The organism is Streptomyces sp. NPDC050548 (genome assembly GCF_044457385.1).
Lineage (GTDB): Bacteria > Actinomycetota > Actinomycetes > Streptomycetales > Streptomycetaceae > Streptomyces.
On record NZ_JBITGV010000008.1, the window covers coordinates 261939 to 280424 of the forward strand.

The following is an 18486-nucleotide window of genomic DNA, read 5'->3' on the forward strand; positions in this document are numbered from 1 at the left end:
CACCACACGCATCCGTGACGTCCTGTTCATCGACACGGCGGAACATGCAGCGACAGGCCGTGGGCAAGGACCTACGAACACAGCCTGTCCGGGCGGAATTCACAGCTCCGGATCAGTGCGAGCACAGCGCGAAAGGGCAGGTTCACGGCATGGGCATCATCAGCTGGATCATCCTGGGACTGTTGGCCGGAGCCATCGCCAAATTCCTGCTGCCGGGCCGCGACCCGGGCGGCTTCATCGGTACGACCGTCATCGGCATCGCGGGCGCGTTCATCGGCGGCTGGATATCGGCCCGTTGGCTGGACCACCCGGTCGCCAAGAACTTCTACGACGGCGCCACCTGGGCCTCGGCGATAGGCGGCGCACTCGTCCTCCTGATCGCCTACCGCATCTTCTTCGGCAACTCGCGCAACTAGGACCTGTCCCAGCGCGCCCCCGTACCGCAGCCGGCAGAGGAGAAGGGTGGGTGCCGACGGGCACCCACCCTTCCTCGTACCGCTGCGCGCCGGGCGCGCGAGCCGTGGTTCTACCGGTAGTTGACGAACTGCAGCGCGAAGTCGAAGTCCTTGCCCTTGAGCAGGGCCTGCACGGCCTGAAGGTCGTCGCGGCTCTTCGAGCTGACCCGCAGTTCGTCGCCCTGCACCTGGGCCTTCACGCCCTTGGGACCCTCGTCGCGAATGATCTTCGCCACTTTCTTCGCGTTGTCCTGGGAGATGCCCTCCTCGATGGACGCGAAGATCTTGTACTCCTTGCCGGAGAGCTGAGGCTCACCGGCGTCCAGCGCCTTCAGCGAGATGCCGCGCTTGACCAGCTTGGACTGGAAGACATCGAGCACCGCCTTGACCCGCTCCTCGGAGTTCGCCTCCATGAGGATCTTCTCGGCGGACCATGCGATCGAGGCACCCACGCCCTTGAAGTCGTAGCGCTGCGAGATCTCCTTGGCGGCCTGGTTGAGGGCGTTGTCGACCTCCTGCCGCTCGACCTTCGAGACGATGTCGAAACTGGAGTCGGCCATGTCCTGTGGCTCCTTGTATCGGGGTGCGTATCGATGCGTGTCACTGCGTATCGGCGTGCGTGGGGACAGCCGCCGAGCCCGGTGTAGGCGCCGGGCCGCATCCGTATAAGCCTAGCCACCCGCTCCCCTCCGGGCGCCGATCTATCGGGTGGCGAAGCACCCCCACGCATCGGGTATCGTTTACGTCGTTGCCACGGAGCACCGCCGAAAAGCGGTAGGAGAGGCAGCAACCCCGGCGGTGTGCCCGAGCGGCCAAAGGGAGCAGACTGTAAATCTGCCGGCTCAGCCTACCCAGGTTCGAACCCTGGCGCCGCCACATGTAGGTAGACCCCCTCCAATCTGCGGGAACGCGGACTGGAGGGGGTCTTTTCCTGTCCAGGGGCGATCTTTCGCATGGGGCCGAAACCGGGTGACCTGTCTCACGCTGTGACGCAAGGATCCCCGGCTGATCAGGTCTTCCGGACCATACGCGGCCCAGGTCGAGGGGCCGACCGGTTGCGAGGACCAGCTCGGTTCGTCATCTGCGCGCCGGTGCGTCCGAGGCTCATATGGACGAGATGCGGACGGCGTTGGGCAGGCGCACGCTGAGGGCATGACAGCCGGTGCCCCATCAGGGCCCCCGGAAGGCCCGCTGCGGCAGGACGGGCGGCAGAGCAGCGCCTCTCCTCGACCTCTGTGGGGGAGGTTGAGCAAGGGCGTCCTGACGCACGTCGCGGCCATCGTGATCGGCTTCGCGATCGGAGCCGTCGCCGGCTACGCGGGCGCCGGCGGCTCGACGGACACTCCGGCGACGCCGAAGGTCACCGTCACGGCAACCTCCACCGCGACAGAAACCTCGTCGACCGACAGCTCCGGCACTGCCCAGAAGGCGCGTTCCGGTGAGATTCCTGGGGACGGTACGTACGTGGTCGGCAAGGACATCGAACCCGGCACATACCGCACGGACGGCCCACAGGGCGGGCTCGTCCCCAACTGCTACTGGGCTCGACTGAGCAGCACTTCCGGCGACTTGCGGGACATCATCGCCAACGGAAACACCAAGGGGCGGACGACGGTCACCATTGCGTCCACGGACAAGGCGTTCACCACCACTGGCTGCAACAGGTGGACGAAGGCCGACTAGAGATCCTCAAGTCCGGCTCGCAGCGGCCGACTTGAACGAGGCCGTCACTGAAACCGCTACGCCCGCCTGCTCGATGCCGCACGCCGGCAACTCGGCGCCCCCGTCACCCTGGTATGGACCAAAGTCTTGACGTGATCGTGCCACAGCCCTACTGTCGCGGCATCGTGTTCATATTGAAACACAAAGTTCATCTACATGAACAGGCATCGCCAACCGAGTCCATCGAGCAGACAGGAAGGCACCCCCCATGCGCATGCGTACGCTGCTCACCTCCCTGGCCACCGTCACCGCCGTCACCGGTGGGCTGGCCCTTGCCGCTCCGGCCGCGTCGGGCAGTACCAACGTCACCGGCGCCGTCGCCGCACCCCTCGCCGACCCGACCGTCGCGCCCGGCGGGAACTTCGACCTGGGGGTGTGGCAGCTCCAAGAGCCGGTGGGTTCCCCCGGCTCGCCCACGACCATCTCGTCGGCCCGCCTCCAGGGGGCCAACGGCTTCCAGGACTCGTACTTCTACACGGACACCCGCGACGGCGCGATGACCTTCTGGGCGCCGGAGAAGGGCGTCACCACGCCCAACTCGAACTACGCCCGCTCCGAACTGCGGGAGATGAACCGCAGCGGCAGCGCCGCCAACTGGTCGCTCAGCGGCACGCACACGATGAAGGCGACGCTACGGGTCGTCTCCGTCACGTCGAACGTCTGCGTGGGCCAGATCCACCTCGGCACGGGAGGCACGTCCACCAAGCCGCTGCTGGAGCTGTACTACCGGTCGAGCGGCGACATCGTCCTCGGCACGGAGAACTCGCCCGACGGCGGCCAGACGCTGCACACCGTCGGCAATGTGGCCGTCGGCAAGACGTGGAGCTACACGATCGGTGTCTCGGGCGGCAACACCATCAACCTGACGGTCAACGGGAGCACCACGCACTACGCCATCCCGTCGTCCTTCAACGCCTACAAGCAGTACTTCAAGGCCGGTTCGTACAACCAGTCGTCCTCCGACAGCACCACCAAGGGTGCCCGGGTCGCCTTCTACGGACTCACCGTCTCCCACAGCTGAGCGAGCCTCGACGGCCGACGCGGCCTGCGGCGGGGCAGACTGATCCCATGTCGTCACGCCGCAGGAATTGCCCCGAGTGCCGTCGAGAGATCGCCGTCGTCGCCGGACGGTTCGCGCGCCACGATCCGCCCGGCGCACGCGAGAGCGGCGAGCTCGTGTCGTGCCCCGGCTCGCGCCGACAGGCGGAACTCGGGGCGGCCCAGCCCGCGTTGGACGGTTACGCGGTGCCGGACTTCCCGGGCCAGATGCCCCTGTTCTAGGCAGTAGGAGAACGTCCGGCGGACAACCTCAGTTCCCCGCCACCGACTTCACCGCCACCGACACCGGCGCGGACCCACCGATCAGCTCCAGCGTCAGGCCCGCCGTCGCCGGCGTCTCCACCAACTCCGCGAGTACGGCGGCCACATCGTCACGCGGGATCGAACCGAGCCCGGTGTGGGCCTCCAGGCGGACCAGACCCCGGCCGGCGTCGTTCGTCAGCGAACCGGGGCGCAGAATCGTCCAGTCCAGGGCATCCAGGCCGCGTACATACGCGTCGGCCTCGCCCTTGGCCCGCAGGTACACGTCGAACACGCCGTCCCCGGGGTGCGCGGGATCCGCGCCCATCGAGGACACGACGACATGACGTCGTACGCCCGCCAGGACCGCCGCGTCGGCGAACAGCACCGCCGAACCCCGGTCCACCGTGTCCTTCCGGGCCGTGCCGCTGCCCGGGCCCGCGCCCGCCGCGAAGACCGCCGCGTCCGCGCCCCGCAGCAGCGCCGCGACCTCCTCGACCGAGGCCGACTCCAGGTCGAGGACGAGCGGTTCGGCGCCGGCCGCCCGCAGATCGTCGCTCTGCCCGGCGTTGCGGATGATGCCCGCGACCTCTTCACCACGCGCGGCGAGCAGGCGCTCCAGCCGCAGCGCGATCTGACCATGACCTCCAGCGATGACAATGCGCATGCCTTCGACCGTACGCCCGGACAGCCGCACGCGCCGCATGACTTCAGCCGCGTCCCGGCAGCACACCCCCGTGCCGCACGCGCCGGGCGCGCGAGCAGGGATGCGCGCGGGTCTTCGCGCCCCAGGCGTGCGCCCCAGAGCGGCAGCGGGTCACACCGAGCGGCTCACGCGCCGCGCCCACCCCGTGCTTCCGGTCCCGTCGAGCGGCTCACGGACCGCGCCCCGCTTCCGCCTCGGGTCAGATCGAGCAGCTCAGGCACCGCGCCCCGCCTCCGACCCGGCTCACGACACCTCGCCCCGACCCTGCCGCGGCAGCCCCAACTCCGCGCCCGCCGCCGTGTTGCAGTACTCCCGCACCGCGCTCGTCCGTGCCACCACGCGCCCCCGGTGCACCACGATCCGGCTGTACGCCAACGAGAGCGCGCCCGCGAGCCGGTCGCCGCGCACCGCGAGCAGTTCGGCCGGAAACCCCGCCTCGACCCGCACCTCGGGCAGACCGAGCGCCGTCCGCGCCGACGAACTCACCGTGTCGTACGCGTCCTCGGGCCGCATCCCGTGCCGTGAGGCGAGCAGGTAGGCCGCCTCCAAGGGGTCACCGCGGCCCACGGGGTTGGACATGTCACGCAGGGCGCCGCTGCCCGCGGCCACCTGGACGCCGGCCGTGCGCAGCAGTCGTACGGGAGCCGTGCCCCGCCGGTCGACGCCGCCGCAGCCGCCCTGCGGCAGGCACACCACCGTCACGCCGGCCGCGGCCAGTTGGTCCGCGATGCGGGTGACCGTGTCCGCGGGCAGCCGCCCCAGACCGCCGCACGGGCCGAGCGTCACCCCGGGCCGCAGCCCGCCCGCGACGGCCGCCAGCCGGGCCAGGCGGGTCGGGTCGGCGGCGTCCGTGTGCAGGTCGACCGGGCAGCCGTGCTCGGACGCGACCTCAAGGACCGCTTCGACATACCCCGTCGGATCGGGGTCCAGATCTGGACAACCGCCCACTACGGAGGCACCCATTTTCAGCGCGTCCCGCAGCATCGCGAGCCCGTCCGCCCCCGCCACCCCGGTCAGCAGCCGGGGCATCGCCACCGCCGTCAACTCCGCCAGCCCGCGCAACGCCCGCCGCGCCTGGAGTACGGCGGCCAGCGCGCCCAGCCCCTGGACGTCCCCCACGCGCACGTGTGCCCGCTGCGCCGTCGCCCCGTGGCCGAGTTGCAGCAACGCGGCCTCCGTGGCGCGGCGCTGGACGTCCTGGGGGTCGTAGGAGACCGGTCCGCCGTTCTCGGCCGACAGCGCGGTGTCGCTGTGCGCGTGCGGTTCGACCGGGGCCGGGAGGAGGAGGTAGCCGCTGAGGTCCACGCGCGCGCCGCACGCGCGCGTGGCGTCCGTCGCCAGGCTGCCCGCCGTGCCGACCGCTTCGATGCGCCCGCCGCCCAGCCGTACGTCCACGGTCCTGCCGTCGGTCAGCCGGGCCCCGCACAGCAGGAGCGCGGCCGGGTCGGCCGGTCCCGACGAGCCCGAGGAACCCGACGAACCCGATGACGAGTGGGACGGCTGGGGCTGGCTGTCGGGCATCGCGCTCCAGGGGCTCAGGGCTTCGCGGGCTCGGCTTCGGGGCTCACGGTGGGGGGCTGCGCAGAGGGGCGCAAGATCACGCAGAGTGAGTCGAGCCTAGGGCGGTGATCCGCTCGCGGCCGGGAGGAGCGCAATAGTCGTACCGGTGTGGTCCCCCGTACGGGAGGGGGTCCCGAGGCCGCTGGGAGGGCCGTGGAAGCGGCTGGAGCGGTGCCGCGAAACGGATTTGGGTGAACGGCGGCGGAGCGTGTAATGTCTTCATCGCTCGCCCCAATAGCTCAGTCGGTAGAGCGTCTCCATGGTAAGGAGAAGGTCTACGGTTCGATTCCGTATTGGGGCTCTGGTGTGAGAGGTTCCTACCGCAAGGTGGGAACCAATCCCATCACAGCGGTGTAGCTCAGTCGGTAGAGCAAGCGGCTCATAATCGCTGTGTCACCGGTTCAAGTCCGGTCACCGCTACTGACAGTAGCCGATTGTGGGGTCGGTCCTTCGATCGGCTACTCTGTTATGCGTTCATAGTCCCATCCGTTCGTCAAGGAGCACTCCTGTGGCTGCCACCGACGTCCGCCCGAAGATCACGCTGGCCTGCGTGGAGTGCAAGGAGCGGAACTACATCACCAAGAAGAACCGGCGTAACAACCCGGACCGACTGGAGATGAAGAAGCACTGCCCGCGTTGCAATGCGCACACCGCGCACCGCGAAACGCGATAAATACAGGCTCGTACACGAGGCCGTCCCCGCACGTTGGGGGCGGCCTCGTGTCGTTATCAGCAGAGCAGACCCATCAGGAGGTGCCGAGGCATGGCGCTCGACCAGTCCTTCGTGGGGCGGACCTACCCGCCCACCGACCCCTACGAGGTGGGCCGGGAGAAGATCCGTGAGTTCGCGGAGGCGGTGGGGGACGCCAACCCGGCATACACGGACCCGGAGGCCGCCAAGGCGCTCGGACACTCCGATGTGATCGCCCCGCCGACCTTCGTCTTCTCCATCACCTTCAAGGCCGCGGGACAGGTCGTCCAGGACCCGCAACTCGGCCTCGACTACAGTCGCGTGGTGCACGGCGACCAGAAGTTCGTCTACGTCCGCCCCGTGCGCGCCGGCGACCGCCTCACGGTCACCTCCACGATCGAGGCGATCAAGTCGATGGCGGGCAACGACATCCTGGACATCCGCGGCGAGGTCCACGACGAGGCCGGCGAACACGTGGTGACCGCCTGGACCAAGCTCGTGGCCCGCGCGGCGGAGGGGAACTGACATGACGGCGAAGATCGCGTACGACGACATCGAGGTCGGCACCGAACTGCCGGCCCGGACCTTCCCCGTGACGCGCGCCGCTCTCGTCCAGTACGCGGGCGCCTCCGGGGACTTCAACCCGATCCACTGGAACCAGAAGTTCGCCAAGGAGGTCGGACTTCCGGACGTCATCGCGCACGGCATGTTCACCATGGCCGAGGCGATCCGGGTGGTCACCGACTGGGCCGGAGACCCGGGCGCGGTCGTCGAGTACGGAGTCCGCTTCACCAAGCCCGTCGTCGTCCCGAACGACGACCAGGGCGCGACCGTCGAGGTCAGCGCCAAGGTCGCCGCCAAGCTCGACGACAACACGGTCCGCGTGGACCTCGTGGCGACCAGCGCCGGTCAGAAGGTGCTCGGGATGTCACGAGCCGTCGTACGACTGGCGTGAACTGAGCCGAGGTAAGGGGTGTCCGCCATTGCGGGCGCCCCTTACGTGTCGGTCGGCCCGGGCCGACTTGGTGACTTGCAGTGACACCACCCGGCCCGCCCGTGTGCCGTGGCCCACACCTCTTGACGTAGTTAGTGATTGAGTACTAACTTTCTCGCATGGTCAGGATGAGCGCAGAAGAGAGGCGCGAGAGCGTAGTCCGCGCGGCGATCGCCGAGTTCGCGCAGCGGGGGTACTACGGCACCTCCACGGAGGCGATCGCCAAGCGGGTCGGTGTCTCGCAGCCGTATCTCTTCCGGCTCTTCCCGGGCAAGAAGGCGATCTTCGCGGCGGCCTCGCTCAGGTGTGTCGAGGACGTGTGCCGGGTCGTGGAGGAGTCGTCCAAGGGGCTGGAGGGCGAAGAGGCCGTGCATGCCATGGCCGACGCCTATGTGCGGCTCATCACGGAGTATCCCGAGAAGCTCCAGATGCAGATGCAGACCTACATCACGGTGGCCGCCGCCGAGGCGGAGGGCGACCACGAGTTCGGCGAGGCCGTACGCAAGGGCTGGATGAGGCTCTGGGACATCGTGCATCTGGCCATGGGGGCGGATGTGAACGACACCGCGACCTTCATGGCGCACGGAATGCTGATCAACACCCTTGCGGCCATGGGTTTCCCGCCCGAGCACAAGGTCTGGGAGGGGATGTACCCGGAGGCCCGTGTCACCGGTCGGCTGGAGAAGTCGTAGCGGCGGGCGAGAGGCGGATTTTCTGCGCCTTTTCATGACCATCAAAGTTAGTCATCAATAACTAATCACCAGTAGCGATCACCCACTGGGGGAGCGATGTCAGAAAAGACCGCACCGCGCGGGGGCATGGTCTGGGCCCTCGTCATCACCAGCGTCGCCGGATTCATGGCGGCCCTCGACAACCTCGTCGTCACCACCGCCCTGCCCTCCATCCGCAAGGACCTCGGGGGCGCGCTGGGCGACCTGGAATGGACCGTGAGCGCCTACACGCTCACCTTCGCCGTCCTGCTGATGTTCGGCGCGGCCCTCGGCGACCGGTTCGGCCGCCGCCGGCTCTTCCTCGTGGGCATCACGATATTCACCGGCGCCTCCGCCGCCGCGGCCATGGCGACCGGCATCGAGTCCCTGATCGCGGCCCGCGCGGTGCAGGGCGTCGGCGCGGCGATCATGATGCCGCTGACACTGACCCTGCTCACCGCGGCCGTACCCGCCGCCAAGCGCGGCATGGCCTACGGCATCTGGGGCGCCGTCAACGGACTCGCCGTCGCCTCCGGACCGCTCATCGGCGGCAGCCTCACCGAACACGTCTCCTGGCACTGGATCTTCTGGCTGAACGTCCCGCTCGGCCTGGCCCTCATCCCGCTCGCCCGCCTCCGCCTCTCCGAGTCCCACGGCACCGGCGCCCCGCTCGACTTCCCCGGCACCCTCCTCGCCAGCGGCGGCCTCTTCGGGATCGTCTACGGCCTGGTCCGCGGCCCCGCCGACGGATGGGCCAGCCCGCTCGTCCTCACCGGACTGTTCGCCGGGAGCGCGCTGTTCGCCGGCTTCGTCCTCTACAGCGTCAACGCCAAGAACCCGATGCTCCCGATGCGGCTGTTCCGCTCCCGCGCCTTCTCCGGCATCAACGCGGCGAGCCTGCTGATGTTCCTCGGGATGTTCGGGTCGATCTTCCTGCTCAGCCAGTACATGCAGGGCGTCCTCGGCTACTCGCCCACCGAGGCGGGCCTGCGGATGCTCCCCTGGACCGGTATGCCGATGCTGGTCGCGCCCGTCGCCGGCATCCTGTCCGACCGCGTCGGCGGCCGCCCGGTCGTCGCCGCCGGCCTCTTCCTCCAGGCCGCAGGGCTCGGCTACATGGCGTACATCGTCACCACCGACGTCTCCTACGCCGCCCAGCTGCCCGGTCTGATCCTCAGCGGGATCGGCATGGCCCTGTTCTTCGCACCGGCCGCCAACCTGGTCATGTCCAGCGTCCGCCCCTCGGAACAGGGCATCGCCTCCGGCGCCAACAACGCGCTCCGCGAGGTGGGTGGCGCCCTCGGTGTCGCGATCATGGCGTCGATCTTCTCGGCGCAGGGCGGCTACGAGACCGGACAGAGCTTCGTCGACGGACTGAAGCCCGCGCTGGTCACCGGCTCGGGAGTGGTCGCCCTCGCCGGGATCGCGACCCTGCTGATCCCGACGCGGCGCCGCGCGGCGGAGCTGGTGAAGGTGGCCGAGTCGGCCGACAGCGCCGGGTCCGAGTCGGTCATGGAGTCGGCCGGCCGCTGAGAACGAACAACCGGCACGACCGAGAACGCACAACCGGTACGCGCGCGTGGGGCCCCACCAACTCCGGTGGGGCCCCACGCGCGCGTGCGCGCCACCCCACCGCGCCCGGCGTTGTCGGTCCCGTCTCGTAGTCTTGGCCCCGTGCAGGAACTCCACGACGCTCCCCTCGCCCCGCTGACCACCTTCCGGTTGGGCGGTCCCGCGACCCGTCTGATCACCGCCGGCACCGACGCCGAGGTGATCGACGCCGTCCGCGCGGCCGACGACACCGGGACGCCGTTGCTGGTCATCGGGGGCGGCTCGAACCTCGTCATCGGGGACAAGGGGTTCGAGGGCACCGCCCTGCGCATCGCCACCCGCGGCTTCGCCCTCGACGGCACACGGCTGGAGCTGGCCGCCGGAGAGGTGTGGACCGACGCCGTCGCCCGCACCGTGGAGGCCGGGCTCGCCGGGATCGAGTGCCTCGCCGGGATCCCCGGCTCGGCGGGCGCGACCCCGATCCAGAACGTGGGGGCGTACGGCCAGGAGGTCTCCGCCACCATCACCGAGGTCGTCGCCTACGACCGCACGACCCGTGAGACGGTCACGCTCACCAACGAGGAGTGCGCCTTCTCGTACCGCCACAGCCGCTTCAAGGCCGAGCCCGAGCGCTACGTGGTGCTGCGCGTCCGCTTCCGGCTGGAAGACGCGGACGGGCTGTCGGCGCCGGTCAAGTACGCCGAGACGGCCCGTGTCCTCGGCGTCGAGCCCGGCGACCGGGTGCCGCTCGCGCAGGCCCGCGAGACCGTCCTCGCGCTGCGCGCCGGCAAGGGCATGGTCCTGGACCCCGAGGACCACGACACCTGGTCGGCCGGTTCCTTCTTCACCAACCCGATCCTCACCGAGGAGCAGTTCACCGCGTTCCACGCGCGCGTGCGGGAGCGCCTCGGGGAGGGCGCGGAGCCGCCCGCCTATCCGGCGGGGGAGGGGCACACCAAGACCTCCGCCGCCTGGCTGATCGACAAGGCGGGCTTCACCAAGGGCTACGGCAGCGGGCCCGCCCGCATCTCCACCAAGCACACCCTCGCCCTCACCAACCGGGGCGAGGCGACCACCGCCGACCTGCTCGCCCTGGCCCGCGAGGTCGTCACGGGCGTCCACGACACCTTCGGGATCACCCTCGTCAACGAGCCCGTGACGGTCGGCGTCAGCCTCTGAAAGCGCCCCCGGAGGGGCTCAATAGGCCACCCCCACCCCTTGCTTGACCGTCCCGGGATCGTCGGTCATCGCCAGCATCGCGTGAGCCACGTCCGCGCGGGCGATGAACCGGCCCTTGTCCGGGAAGCCGCCCACGACCGTGCGGTACGTGCCGGTCACCGGCTTGTTCTGCAGGCGCGGTGGGCGGACCGAGGTCCAGTCGGTCGTACTGCGGGCCAACTCCGCCTCCATCTCCCGCAGATCGGCGTACACGTCCTTCAGGAGCGCCGAGATCAGCCCGAGCGCGGTGCGGTCGAGGAGACCCGCGCCCGCCGGGGCGGGGCCGACCGGACCGGCGCTCACCACCAGCACCCGGCGCGTCCCCTCCGCCTCCATCGCCGCCAGAACCGTCCGCGTGAGCCGGGTCGCGACCCCCGCGTCCTTGCGGCTGTGGGCACCGAGCCCCGAGAGGACCGCGTCCCGGCCGGCGACCGCGGGGCGCAGCGCCTCCGGGTCGGTGAGGTCCGCGCGGAACACCTCCAGGCCCTCGCCCCGCACGGCCAGCCGCACGGGATCCCGGACGACCGCTGTCACCCGGTGACCCGAGGCCAGCGCCTGGCGGACGATCTCCTGACCGATGCCTCCCGTGGCACCGAAAACGGTGAGCTTCATGGCCTGCTCCTCAGCCTCACAGGGTGGGTGAGCATTCACTCACCCCTGCCTCCCTCTAGAGTGGGTAAGCACTCACCCACCCGTCAAGCCCGAACGGACCGGCCATGGAATCCTCGAAGCCCGCCCGGGTCCGCATCCTCGACGCCGCCCACGAGTTGATGTTCACCGTCGGGCTGGCCCGGGCGACCACCAAAGAGATCGCGAAGGCCGCGGGCTGCTCCGAAGCCGCGCTCTACAAGTACTTCGCGAGCAAGGAGGAGCTGTTCATCAGCGTCCTCTCCGAACGGCTGCCCCAGCTGACCCCGCTGCTGCACAGCCTCGCCGCCGAGCCCGGACAGCACTCCCTGGAGGACAACCTCACCGAGATCGCCCGCCAGGCGGCCCTCTTCTACGAGCAGAGCTTCCCGATCGCCGCCTCCCTGTACGCCGAGACCCAGCTCAAGCGACGCCATGACGAGGCACTGCGACAGCTCGGCTCCGGCCCCCACAAGCCGATCGAGGCCCTCGACGCCTACCTCCGCGCCGAACAGGCCGCCGGCCGTGTCCGCCGTGACGTGGACACCTTCGCCGCCGCGTCCCTCCTCCTCGGCGCCTGCGCACAGCGCGTGTTCGCCTACGAGGCGACACAGACCGGCGTACGCCCGCCCGTGGACGAGTTCGCGCCCCGCATCGCCAGGACGCTGCTGGGCGGAATCTCCGTTGCCCAGGACCCCGCCTGACCGCGACCCTTGCCGTATGAGGCACACCAAGAGGCACGCCAAGTGGAGCTGAGACTCACGCAGTTCAGGCCCAGGACCGGCCCCCACGAACACCGTGTCGTGCAGCCCAGGCAACCCCTGCGCCACACCTCACTGCGCGAGCCGGCGCCGATCGGGATGCTCATGGGGGACCACGACGGACTGAGCCGACTCGCGGGGCTGTTCTCGTTCGCCGCCCACTCGCGGCACACCATCGTGCACGTTCCGCTGCGGGACTGCGTGCCGCCCGACGAGGGGTGCGGGGAGCTGGTCGACCTGGTGCTGGCGCACTCGGAGGCGGGGCTGCGGCCCTCCAAGTGGCCCGAACTGCGGCGGGGGTTGGGGCGCGGCACACCGCTCACCGTGCGCACGGACGAGGCCCGTACCGAGCGGCACGCGCGCGCGTGGCTGGAGCGGCCGTACGACCGCGGTCTGTTGCGGCACACCACGCACGCGCGGACGTACTTCCTCATCGGCGGGCGTGAGGCGTTCTCCTATGCGGCCACCGCCTTCGCCTACGCGGCCGGCTTCGGGCCGCGGCACAAGGGGGTCGTCAAGGGACAGTCGGCGTTCATGGACAGCCTGCAGTACGAGCTGGAGCCCACGCGCGGGGGCGGTCACCCTCACGAGGTCCTGATCTGTTTCAAGCCGTATCCGCCCTACGCCCACTTCAAGAGACCGGGGCGCTGAGCCAGTCGTCGATGCCCGACAGCAGCTTGGTCTTCATGTCCTCCGGGGCCGCCGAACCCCGTACCGACTGCCGGGCCAGTTCGGCCAGTTCGCGGTCCGAGAAGGCGTGGTGACGGCGGGCGATCTCGTACTGGGCCGCCAGCCGGGAACCGAACAGGAGCGGGTCGTCGGCGCCCAGCGCCAGGGGGACGCCGGCCTCGAAGAGGGTCCTCAGGGGCACGTCCTCGTGCTTCTCGTAGACGCCCAGGGCCACGTTCGAGGCGGGGCACACCTCGCAGGTGATGCCCCGGTCGGCGAGCCGCTTCAGCAGCCGCGGGTCCTCCGCCGCGCGTACGCCGTGGCCGATCCGGGTCGCGTGCAGGTCGTCCAGGCAGTCGCGCACCGAGGCCGGGCCCGCCAGTTCGCCGCCGTGCGGGGCTGACAGCAGGCCGCCCTCCTGGGCGATCGCGAAGGCCCGGTCGAAGTCCCGTGCCATACCCCGGCGTTCGTCGTTCGAGAGGCCGAAACCGACCACACCCTGGTCCGCGTAGCGCACCGCCAGCCGGGCCAGCGTGCGCGCGTCCAGCGGGTGCTTCATCCGGTTCGCGGCCACCAGCACCCGCATCCCGAGCCCGGTCTCACGGGAGGTCGTCTCCACCGCGTCCAGGATGACCTCCAGCGCCGGGATCAGGCCGCCCAGGCGCGGCGCGTACGACGTCGGGTCCACCTGGATCTCCAGCCAGCCCGAGCCGTCCCTGACGTCCTCCTCGGCGGCCTCGCGCACCAGCCGCTGGATGTCCTCGGGTTCCCGCAGGCACGACCGCGCGGCGTCGTAGAGCCGCTGGAAGCGGAACCAGCCCCGCTCATCCGTCGCCCGCAGCCTCGGCGGCTCCCCGCTGGTCAGCGCCTCGGTCAGGGCGTCCGGCAGTCGTACGCCGTACTTGTCGGCCAGCTCCAGCACGGTGGTCGGCCGCATCGACCCGGTGAAGTGCAGGTGCAGATGGGCTTTCGGCAGTTCAGAGACATCACGTACACGCTCCATCCGGGAATCCTGCCGTACGTTCCCGCGGTGCCGGTACCACTTTCCCCGATAGTGGCCTTGCTCGCACAAAGCAGCGGGCCGCCTCCCCGGAGGGAAACGGCCCGCACGCGCGCGTGGAGGTACGAAAACTCAGTCCGTGGCCTCCGCCAGCAGCTTCTGGATGCGGCTGACGCCCTCGACGAGGTCCTCGTCACCCAGGGCGTACGACAGCCGAAGGTAACCGGGGGTCCCGAAGGCCTCGCCCGGGACGACCGCGACCTCGGCCTCCTCCAGGATCAGCGCGGCCAGCTCGACCGAGTCCTGCGGACGCTTGCCGCGGATCTCCTTGCCGAGGAGGGCCTTGACCGACGGGTAGGCGTAGAACGCGCCCTCGGGCTCCGGGCAGAGCACACCGTCGATCTCGTTCAACATGTGCACGATCGTCTTACGACGGCGGTCGAAGGCCTCGCGCATCTCCGCCACGGCCGTCAGGTCACCGGAGACGGCGGCCAGCGCGGCGACCTGGGCGACGTTCGAGACGTTCGACGTGGCGTGCGACTGGAGGTTGGTCGCGGCCTTGACGACGTCCTTCGGGCCGATGATCCAGCCCACCCGCCAGCCGGTCATCGCATACGTCTTGGCGACGCCGTTGACCACGATGCACTTGTCGCGCAGCTCCGGGAGGATCGCCGGCAGCGAGGTGAACTTCGCGTCGCCGTAGACCAGGTGCTCGTAGATCTCGTCCGTCATGACCCACAGGCCGTGCTCGACGGCCCAGCGGCCGATCGCCTCGGCCTCGGCCTCGCTGTAGACGGCGCCGGTCGGGTTGGACGGCGAGACGAAGAGAACGACCTTGGTGTTCTCGGTGCGGGCCGCCTCCAACTGCTCGACGGTGACGCGGTATCCGGTCGTCTCGTCGGCGACGACGTCCACGGGGACACCGCCCGCGAGGCGGATCGACTCCGGGTACGTCGTCCAGTACGGCGCAGGGACGATGACCTCGTCGCCCGGGTCGAGGATCGCGGCGAAGGCCTCGTAGATGGCCTGCTTGCCGCCGTTGGTGACGAGGATCTGCGAGGCGTCCACCTCGTAGCCCGAGTCGCGCAGCGTCTTCGCGGCGATCGCGGCCTTCAGCTCCGGCAGACCGCCGGCCGGGGTGTAGCGGTGGTACTTGGGTTTCGAGCAGGCCTCGATCGCGGCCTGGACGACGTAGTCCGGAGTCGGGAAGTCCGGTTCACCCGCGCCGAAGCCGATCACCGGACGTCCGGCGGCCTTGAGGGCCTTGGCCTTGGCGTCCACGGCGAGGGTGGCGGACTCGGAGATCGCGCCGACTCGGGCGGAGACCCGGCGCTCGGTGGGAGGGATTGAGGCGCTCATGGGCCCATCGTTTCAGACCCGAAACCCGCCCGGCACACCGGTTTCACAGACTGAACAGGATCGGGCGGGCGTTGAACAACCGTCCGGATTCCCGCTCCCGCCTGGGCGATCTTCCGTCGGCAATCCCCGTACAGGCACTTTCTGTTCGACGACCGCCCCAGGAGCACGTACACTCCTACCTCGTTGGCCTTCAGCAGCCGCGCCCTACTTGGTGCACACCGAGCACCCGGGTGGATGCGGTACGTTGGGGATGTCACAAAGGGTCGTAGCTCAATTGGTAGAGCACCGGTCTCCAAAACCGGCGGTTGGGGGTTCAAGTCCCTCCGGCCCTGCTACACACACCTTCATCAAGAGATGTGTGCGCAGCGCATGTACGTACAGCAATGCACCGCCGTGCGGCTCAGACCGGGCGCGGCACGGCCACGACCCGGGAACAGGTGAGGATGAATGGCGGACGCCGTGGGCTCCATCGACATGCCTGATGCCCAGGACGAGGTGTCGGAGTCCAACAAGAAGGCCCGCAAGGGCGGTAAGCGCGCCAAGAAGGGCCCGCTGAAGCGACTCGGCATCTTCTATCGCCAGATCGTCGCGGAACTCCGCAAGGTCGTCTGGCCGACGCGCAACCAGCTGACGACGTACACGACCGTCGTGATCGTCTTCGTCGTCATCATGATCGGTCTGGTGACCGTGATTGACTACGGACTGAATCACGCCGCGAAGTACGTCTTCGGCTGAGGCCGGAAGCGAAGGGCGCCCTGACCGGCGCCCCTTTCGCGTGTTCCACCCCCATGTATCCAGGAAGAAGCAGCCACGTGTCTGACCCGAACCTGAACGAGGCCGTCGAGCCGGACGAGTCCGTGGAAGACGAACTCGACATCGTCGAGGGCGCGGACGAGGAGCTGGACGAGGTCGAGGCTGCCGACGCCGACGCGGGCGAGCCCGCCGAGGAAGCCGCCCTGCACGTCGAGGACGAGGACGAGGAAGCGACCGAGGACCTCGACGACGAGACCGTGGCCGAGGACGACGAAGAGGCCGAACCGGCCGAGCCCGTCGACCCGGTGGTCGCCCTGCGCGAGGAACTGCGTCTCCTGCCCGGCGAGTGGTACGTCATCCACACGTACGCCGGCTACGAGAACCGCGTGAAGACCAACCTGGAGCAGCGCGCCGTCTCGCTGAACGTCGAGGACTACATCTTCCAGGCCGAGGTGCCGCAGGAAGAGGTCGTCCAGATCAAGAACGGCGACCGCAAGACCATCAAGCAGAACAAGCTCCCGGGCTACGTCCTGGTCCGCATGGACCTGACGAACGAGTCCTGGGGCGTCGTCCGCAACACCCCTGGTGTCACCGGCTTCGTGGGCAACGCCTACGACCCGTACCCGCTGACCCTGGACGAGATCGTCAAGATGCTCGCCCCGGAGGCCGAGGAGAAGGCCGCCCGCGAGGCGGCCGAGGCCGAGGGCAAGCCGGTTCCGCAGCGCAAGGTCGAGGTCCAGGTGCTGGACTTCGAGGTCGGCGACTCGGTCACCGTCACCGACGGCCCGTTCGCGACGCTGCAGGCGACCATCAACGAGATCAACGCCGACTCGAAGAAGGTCAAGGGTCTCGTTGAGATCTTCGGCCGCGAGACGCCGGTCGAGCTGTCCTTCGACCAGATCCAGAAGAACTAGTTCTCCCTGGACGTACGTCTTCCGAGCAGGTCAGACGGGCTGTCAAAAGCCTCTCTGACCTGCTCGGTTTTTGGCCGCGCATGGATACCCGTTATCGTTGTGCGGTATGCCTCCATCCGGATTAACCGGACGGGGGCCGAAAACTCTCACTAGGACCCGGAGAGAGCAATGCCTCCCAAGAAGAAGAAGGTCACGGGGCTTATCAAGCTCCAGATCAACGCCGGTGCGGCGAACCCGGCCCCGCCGGTCGGCCCCGCGCTCGGTCAGCACGGCGTCAACATCATGGAGTTCTGCAAGGCCTACAACGCGGCGACCGAGTCGCAGCGTGGCTGGGTGATCCCGGTGGAGATCACGGTCTACGAGGACCGCTCCTTCACCTTCATCACCAAGACTCCGCCGGCCGCGAAGATGATCCTCAAGGCCGCGGGTGTCGAGAAGGGCTCCGGCGAGCCGCACAAGACCAAGGTCGCCAAGATCACCCAGGCGCAGGTCCGCGAGATCGCCACGACCAAGCTTCCCGACCTGAACGCCAACGACCTGGACGCCGCGTCGAAGATCATCGCCGGCACCGCCCGTTCCATGGGCATCACGGTCGAGGGCTGACCTTCACCCGCAGAAGTGATTGTGGTGGGACCTGCTCGGTCCGTACCACGACTCCTCAGAACACATCAGGAGCAGTAGTGAGCAAGCGCAGCAAGTCTCTCCGCGCTGCGGACGCCAAGATCGACCGGGACAAGCTCTACGCCCCGCTTGAGGCCGTCCGTCTCGCCAAGGAGACCTCCACCTCCAAGTTCGACGGCACCGTCGAGGTCGCCTTCCGCCTGGGTGTCGACCCGCGCAAGGCCGACCAGATGGTCCGTGGCACCGTGAACCTCCCGCACGGCACCGGCAAGACCGCCCGGGTCCTGGTCTTCGCGACCGGTGACCGTGCCGAGGCCGCGACCGCCGCGGGCGCCGACATCGTCGGCTCCGACGAACTCATCGACGAGGTGGCGAAGGGCCGGCTGGACTTCGACGCCGTCGTCGCCACCCCGGACCTCATGGGCAAGGTCGGCCGCCTCGGCCGCGTGCTCGGTCCCCGTGGTCTCATGCCGAACCCCAAGACCGGCACCGTGACCCCGGACGTCGCCAAGGCTGTCACCGAGATCAAGGGTGGCAAGATCGAGTTCCGCGTCGACAAGCACTCGAACCTGCACTTCATCATCGGCAAGTCGTCCTTCGACGACACCCAGCTGGTGGAGAACTACGGCGCGGCCCTGGAGGAGATCCTCCGTCTGAAGCCGTCCGCCGCCAAGGGTCGTTACATCAAGAAGGCCGCGATCAGCACCACGATCGGCCCCGGCATTCCGCTCGACCCGAACCGCACCCGCAACCTCCTCGTCGAGGAGGACCCGGCCGCCGTCTGAGCCCCGCGCTCACCCCGGTAGCCGCGTCGCGTACGCGTCAGAATTGGACGAGCCCCGCAACCTTCGAGGTGCGGGGCTCGTCCTCTTTCGT

General features: G+C 69.2%; 22 protein-coding genes and 4 tRNA genes. 20 read left to right on the forward strand and 6 right to left on the reverse strand.

The genetic code is table 11. The features are described from left to right. Nucleotides 1-149: 149 nt before the first annotated feature. A complete protein-coding gene (locus ACIBJH_RS23635; RefSeq protein WP_200679136.1) occupies nucleotides 150-416 on the forward strand; it encodes a GlsB/YeaQ/YmgE family stress response membrane protein in 267 nt (88 codons plus the stop codon). Between the two features lie 110 nt (nucleotides 417-526). Here ACIBJH_RS23635 and ACIBJH_RS23640 read toward each other — a convergent pair whose 3' ends face one another. Beyond that, entirely contained in the window at nucleotides 527-1015 is a 489-nt protein-coding gene (locus ACIBJH_RS23640) for a YajQ family cyclic di-GMP-binding protein (RefSeq protein WP_200715184.1), read from the reverse strand. A gap of 234 nt (nucleotides 1016-1249) precedes the next feature. On the opposite strand from ACIBJH_RS23640, the gene ACIBJH_RS23645 reads away from it, so the two are divergent. From ACIBJH_RS23645 to ACIBJH_RS23660, 4 genes are all read left to right on the forward strand, one after another. Further along, nucleotides 1250-1331: transfer RNA gene (locus tag ACIBJH_RS23645), tRNA-Tyr, on the forward strand. Between the two features lie 276 nt (nucleotides 1332-1607). Then, nucleotides 1608-2138, forward strand: coding sequence for a hypothetical protein (locus ACIBJH_RS23650; protein ID WP_399118827.1), 531 nt, complete (start codon nucleotides 1608-1610; stop codon nucleotides 2136-2138). Between the two features lie 247 nt (nucleotides 2139-2385). Next, on the forward strand, nucleotides 2386-3198 hold the full coding sequence (locus ACIBJH_RS23655) for a polysaccharide lyase family 7 protein (protein WP_201051077.1): 813 nt from the start codon (nucleotides 2386-2388) through the stop codon (nucleotides 3196-3198). 47 nt (nucleotides 3199-3245) lie between these two features. Next, nucleotides 3246-3458, forward strand: coding sequence for a hypothetical protein (locus ACIBJH_RS23660; RefSeq protein WP_399118828.1), 213 nt, complete (start codon nucleotides 3246-3248; stop codon nucleotides 3456-3458). A gap of 28 nt (nucleotides 3459-3486) precedes the next feature. Here the strand turns inward: ACIBJH_RS23660 and ACIBJH_RS23665 are convergent, their stop codons facing one another. Continuing rightward, nucleotides 3487-4143, reverse strand: a complete 657-nt coding sequence (locus ACIBJH_RS23665) for an NAD(P)H-binding protein (RefSeq protein WP_399118829.1) — start codon at nucleotides 4141-4143, stop codon at nucleotides 3487-3489. A 282-nt stretch (nucleotides 4144-4425) separates the two neighbouring features. Further along, nucleotides 4426-5703 (reverse strand): amidohydrolase family protein, encoded by a 1278-nt coding sequence (locus ACIBJH_RS23670; RefSeq protein WP_399118830.1) that lies wholly within the window; start codon nucleotides 5701-5703, stop codon nucleotides 4426-4428. Nucleotides 5704-5970: 267 nt separating this feature from the next. Between ACIBJH_RS23670 and ACIBJH_RS23675 the strand changes: the two genes are divergently transcribed. The 8 genes from ACIBJH_RS23675 to ACIBJH_RS23710 all read left to right on the forward strand — a co-directional run bounded on the left by ACIBJH_RS23675 (nucleotide 5971) and on the right by ACIBJH_RS23710 (nucleotide 10867). Beyond that, nucleotides 5971-6043, forward strand: a tRNA-Thr gene (locus ACIBJH_RS23675). Between the two features lie 46 nt (nucleotides 6044-6089). Next, a tRNA-Met gene (locus ACIBJH_RS23680) sits at nucleotides 6090-6162 on the forward strand. Nucleotides 6163-6250: 88 nt separating this feature from the next. Next, complete coding sequence (rpmG, locus tag ACIBJH_RS23685) at nucleotides 6251-6415, forward strand: 50S ribosomal protein L33 (RefSeq protein ID WP_003948671.1); 165 nt, start codon at nucleotides 6251-6253, stop codon at nucleotides 6413-6415. Nucleotides 6416-6505: 90 nt separating this feature from the next. Then, a complete protein-coding gene (locus ACIBJH_RS23690; protein WP_399118831.1) occupies nucleotides 6506-6958 on the forward strand; it encodes a MaoC family dehydratase N-terminal domain-containing protein in 453 nt (150 codons plus the stop codon). A 1-nt stretch (nucleotide 6959) separates the two neighbouring features. Next, nucleotides 6960-7388: a MaoC family dehydratase gene (locus tag ACIBJH_RS23695; protein ID WP_399118832.1), complete on the forward strand. Its 429-nt coding sequence runs from the start codon at nucleotides 6960-6962 to the stop codon at nucleotides 7386-7388. Between the two features lie 158 nt (nucleotides 7389-7546). Further along, nucleotides 7547-8119 (forward strand): TetR/AcrR family transcriptional regulator, encoded by a 573-nt coding sequence (locus ACIBJH_RS23700; protein ID WP_399118833.1) that lies wholly within the window; start codon nucleotides 7547-7549, stop codon nucleotides 8117-8119. Nucleotides 8120-8215: 96 nt separating this feature from the next. Beyond that, nucleotides 8216-9670, forward strand: coding sequence for a DHA2 family efflux MFS transporter permease subunit (locus tag ACIBJH_RS23705; RefSeq protein WP_399118834.1), 1455 nt, complete (start codon nucleotides 8216-8218; stop codon nucleotides 9668-9670). A 141-nt stretch (nucleotides 9671-9811) separates the two neighbouring features. After that, nucleotides 9812-10867, forward strand: a complete 1056-nt coding sequence (locus tag ACIBJH_RS23710; protein WP_399118835.1) for a UDP-N-acetylmuramate dehydrogenase — start codon at nucleotides 9812-9814, stop codon at nucleotides 10865-10867. Nucleotides 10868-10885: 18 nt separating this feature from the next. Here the strand turns inward: ACIBJH_RS23710 and ACIBJH_RS23715 are convergent, their stop codons facing one another. Beyond that, the gene (locus ACIBJH_RS23715; protein WP_399118837.1) at nucleotides 10886-11518 is read right to left on the reverse strand and encodes an NAD(P)-dependent oxidoreductase; all 633 of its coding nucleotides are present in this window, start codon (nucleotides 11516-11518) and stop codon (nucleotides 10886-10888) included. A gap of 104 nt (nucleotides 11519-11622) precedes the next feature. Between ACIBJH_RS23715 and ACIBJH_RS23720 the strand changes: the two genes are divergently transcribed. Both ACIBJH_RS23720 and ACIBJH_RS23725 read left to right on the forward strand, forming a co-directional pair. Further along, nucleotides 11623-12237, forward strand: a complete 615-nt coding sequence (locus ACIBJH_RS23720; RefSeq protein ID WP_399118838.1) for a TetR/AcrR family transcriptional regulator — start codon at nucleotides 11623-11625, stop codon at nucleotides 12235-12237. A 42-nt stretch (nucleotides 12238-12279) separates the two neighbouring features. Beyond that, nucleotides 12280-12945: a hypothetical protein gene (locus ACIBJH_RS23725; RefSeq protein ID WP_399118839.1), complete on the forward strand. Its 666-nt coding sequence runs from the start codon at nucleotides 12280-12282 to the stop codon at nucleotides 12943-12945. Here the strand turns inward: ACIBJH_RS23725 and ACIBJH_RS23730 are convergent. Together ACIBJH_RS23730 and ACIBJH_RS23735 are read right to left on the reverse strand one after the other, a co-directional pair. Next, nucleotides 12926-13966: an adenosine deaminase gene (locus ACIBJH_RS23730; protein WP_399118840.1), complete on the reverse strand. Its 1041-nt coding sequence runs from the start codon at nucleotides 13964-13966 to the stop codon at nucleotides 12926-12928. The genes ACIBJH_RS23725 and ACIBJH_RS23730 overlap by 20 nt on opposite strands. Before the next feature lie 129 nt (nucleotides 13967-14095). Beyond that, entirely contained in the window at nucleotides 14096-15322 is a 1227-nt protein-coding gene (locus ACIBJH_RS23735; protein ID WP_399118842.1) for a pyridoxal phosphate-dependent aminotransferase, read from the reverse strand. A 259-nt stretch (nucleotides 15323-15581) separates the two neighbouring features. On the opposite strand from ACIBJH_RS23735, the gene ACIBJH_RS23740 reads away from it, so the two are divergent. The 5 genes from ACIBJH_RS23740 (at nucleotide 15582) to rplA (ending at nucleotide 18395) form a co-directional block, all read left to right on the forward strand. Next, nucleotides 15582-15654, forward strand: a tRNA-Trp gene (locus ACIBJH_RS23740). A 115-nt stretch (nucleotides 15655-15769) separates the two neighbouring features. After that, nucleotides 15770-16057, forward strand: a complete 288-nt coding sequence (gene secE / locus ACIBJH_RS23745) for a preprotein translocase subunit SecE (RefSeq protein WP_399118843.1) — start codon at nucleotides 15770-15772, stop codon at nucleotides 16055-16057. A gap of 77 nt (nucleotides 16058-16134) precedes the next feature. Next, the gene (gene nusG, locus ACIBJH_RS23750) at nucleotides 16135-16989 is read left to right on the forward strand and encodes a transcription termination/antitermination protein NusG (RefSeq protein WP_399118844.1); all 855 of its coding nucleotides are present in this window, start codon (nucleotides 16135-16137) and stop codon (nucleotides 16987-16989) included. Between the two features lie 168 nt (nucleotides 16990-17157). Then, the gene (gene rplK / locus ACIBJH_RS23755) at nucleotides 17158-17592 is read left to right on the forward strand and encodes a 50S ribosomal protein L11 (RefSeq protein ID WP_006383482.1); all 435 of its coding nucleotides are present in this window, start codon (nucleotides 17158-17160) and stop codon (nucleotides 17590-17592) included. A gap of 77 nt (nucleotides 17593-17669) precedes the next feature. Next, nucleotides 17670-18395 (forward strand): 50S ribosomal protein L1, encoded by a 726-nt coding sequence (gene rplA / locus ACIBJH_RS23760; protein ID WP_200710700.1) that lies wholly within the window; start codon nucleotides 17670-17672, stop codon nucleotides 18393-18395. Nucleotides 18396-18486: the final 91 nt, after the last annotated feature.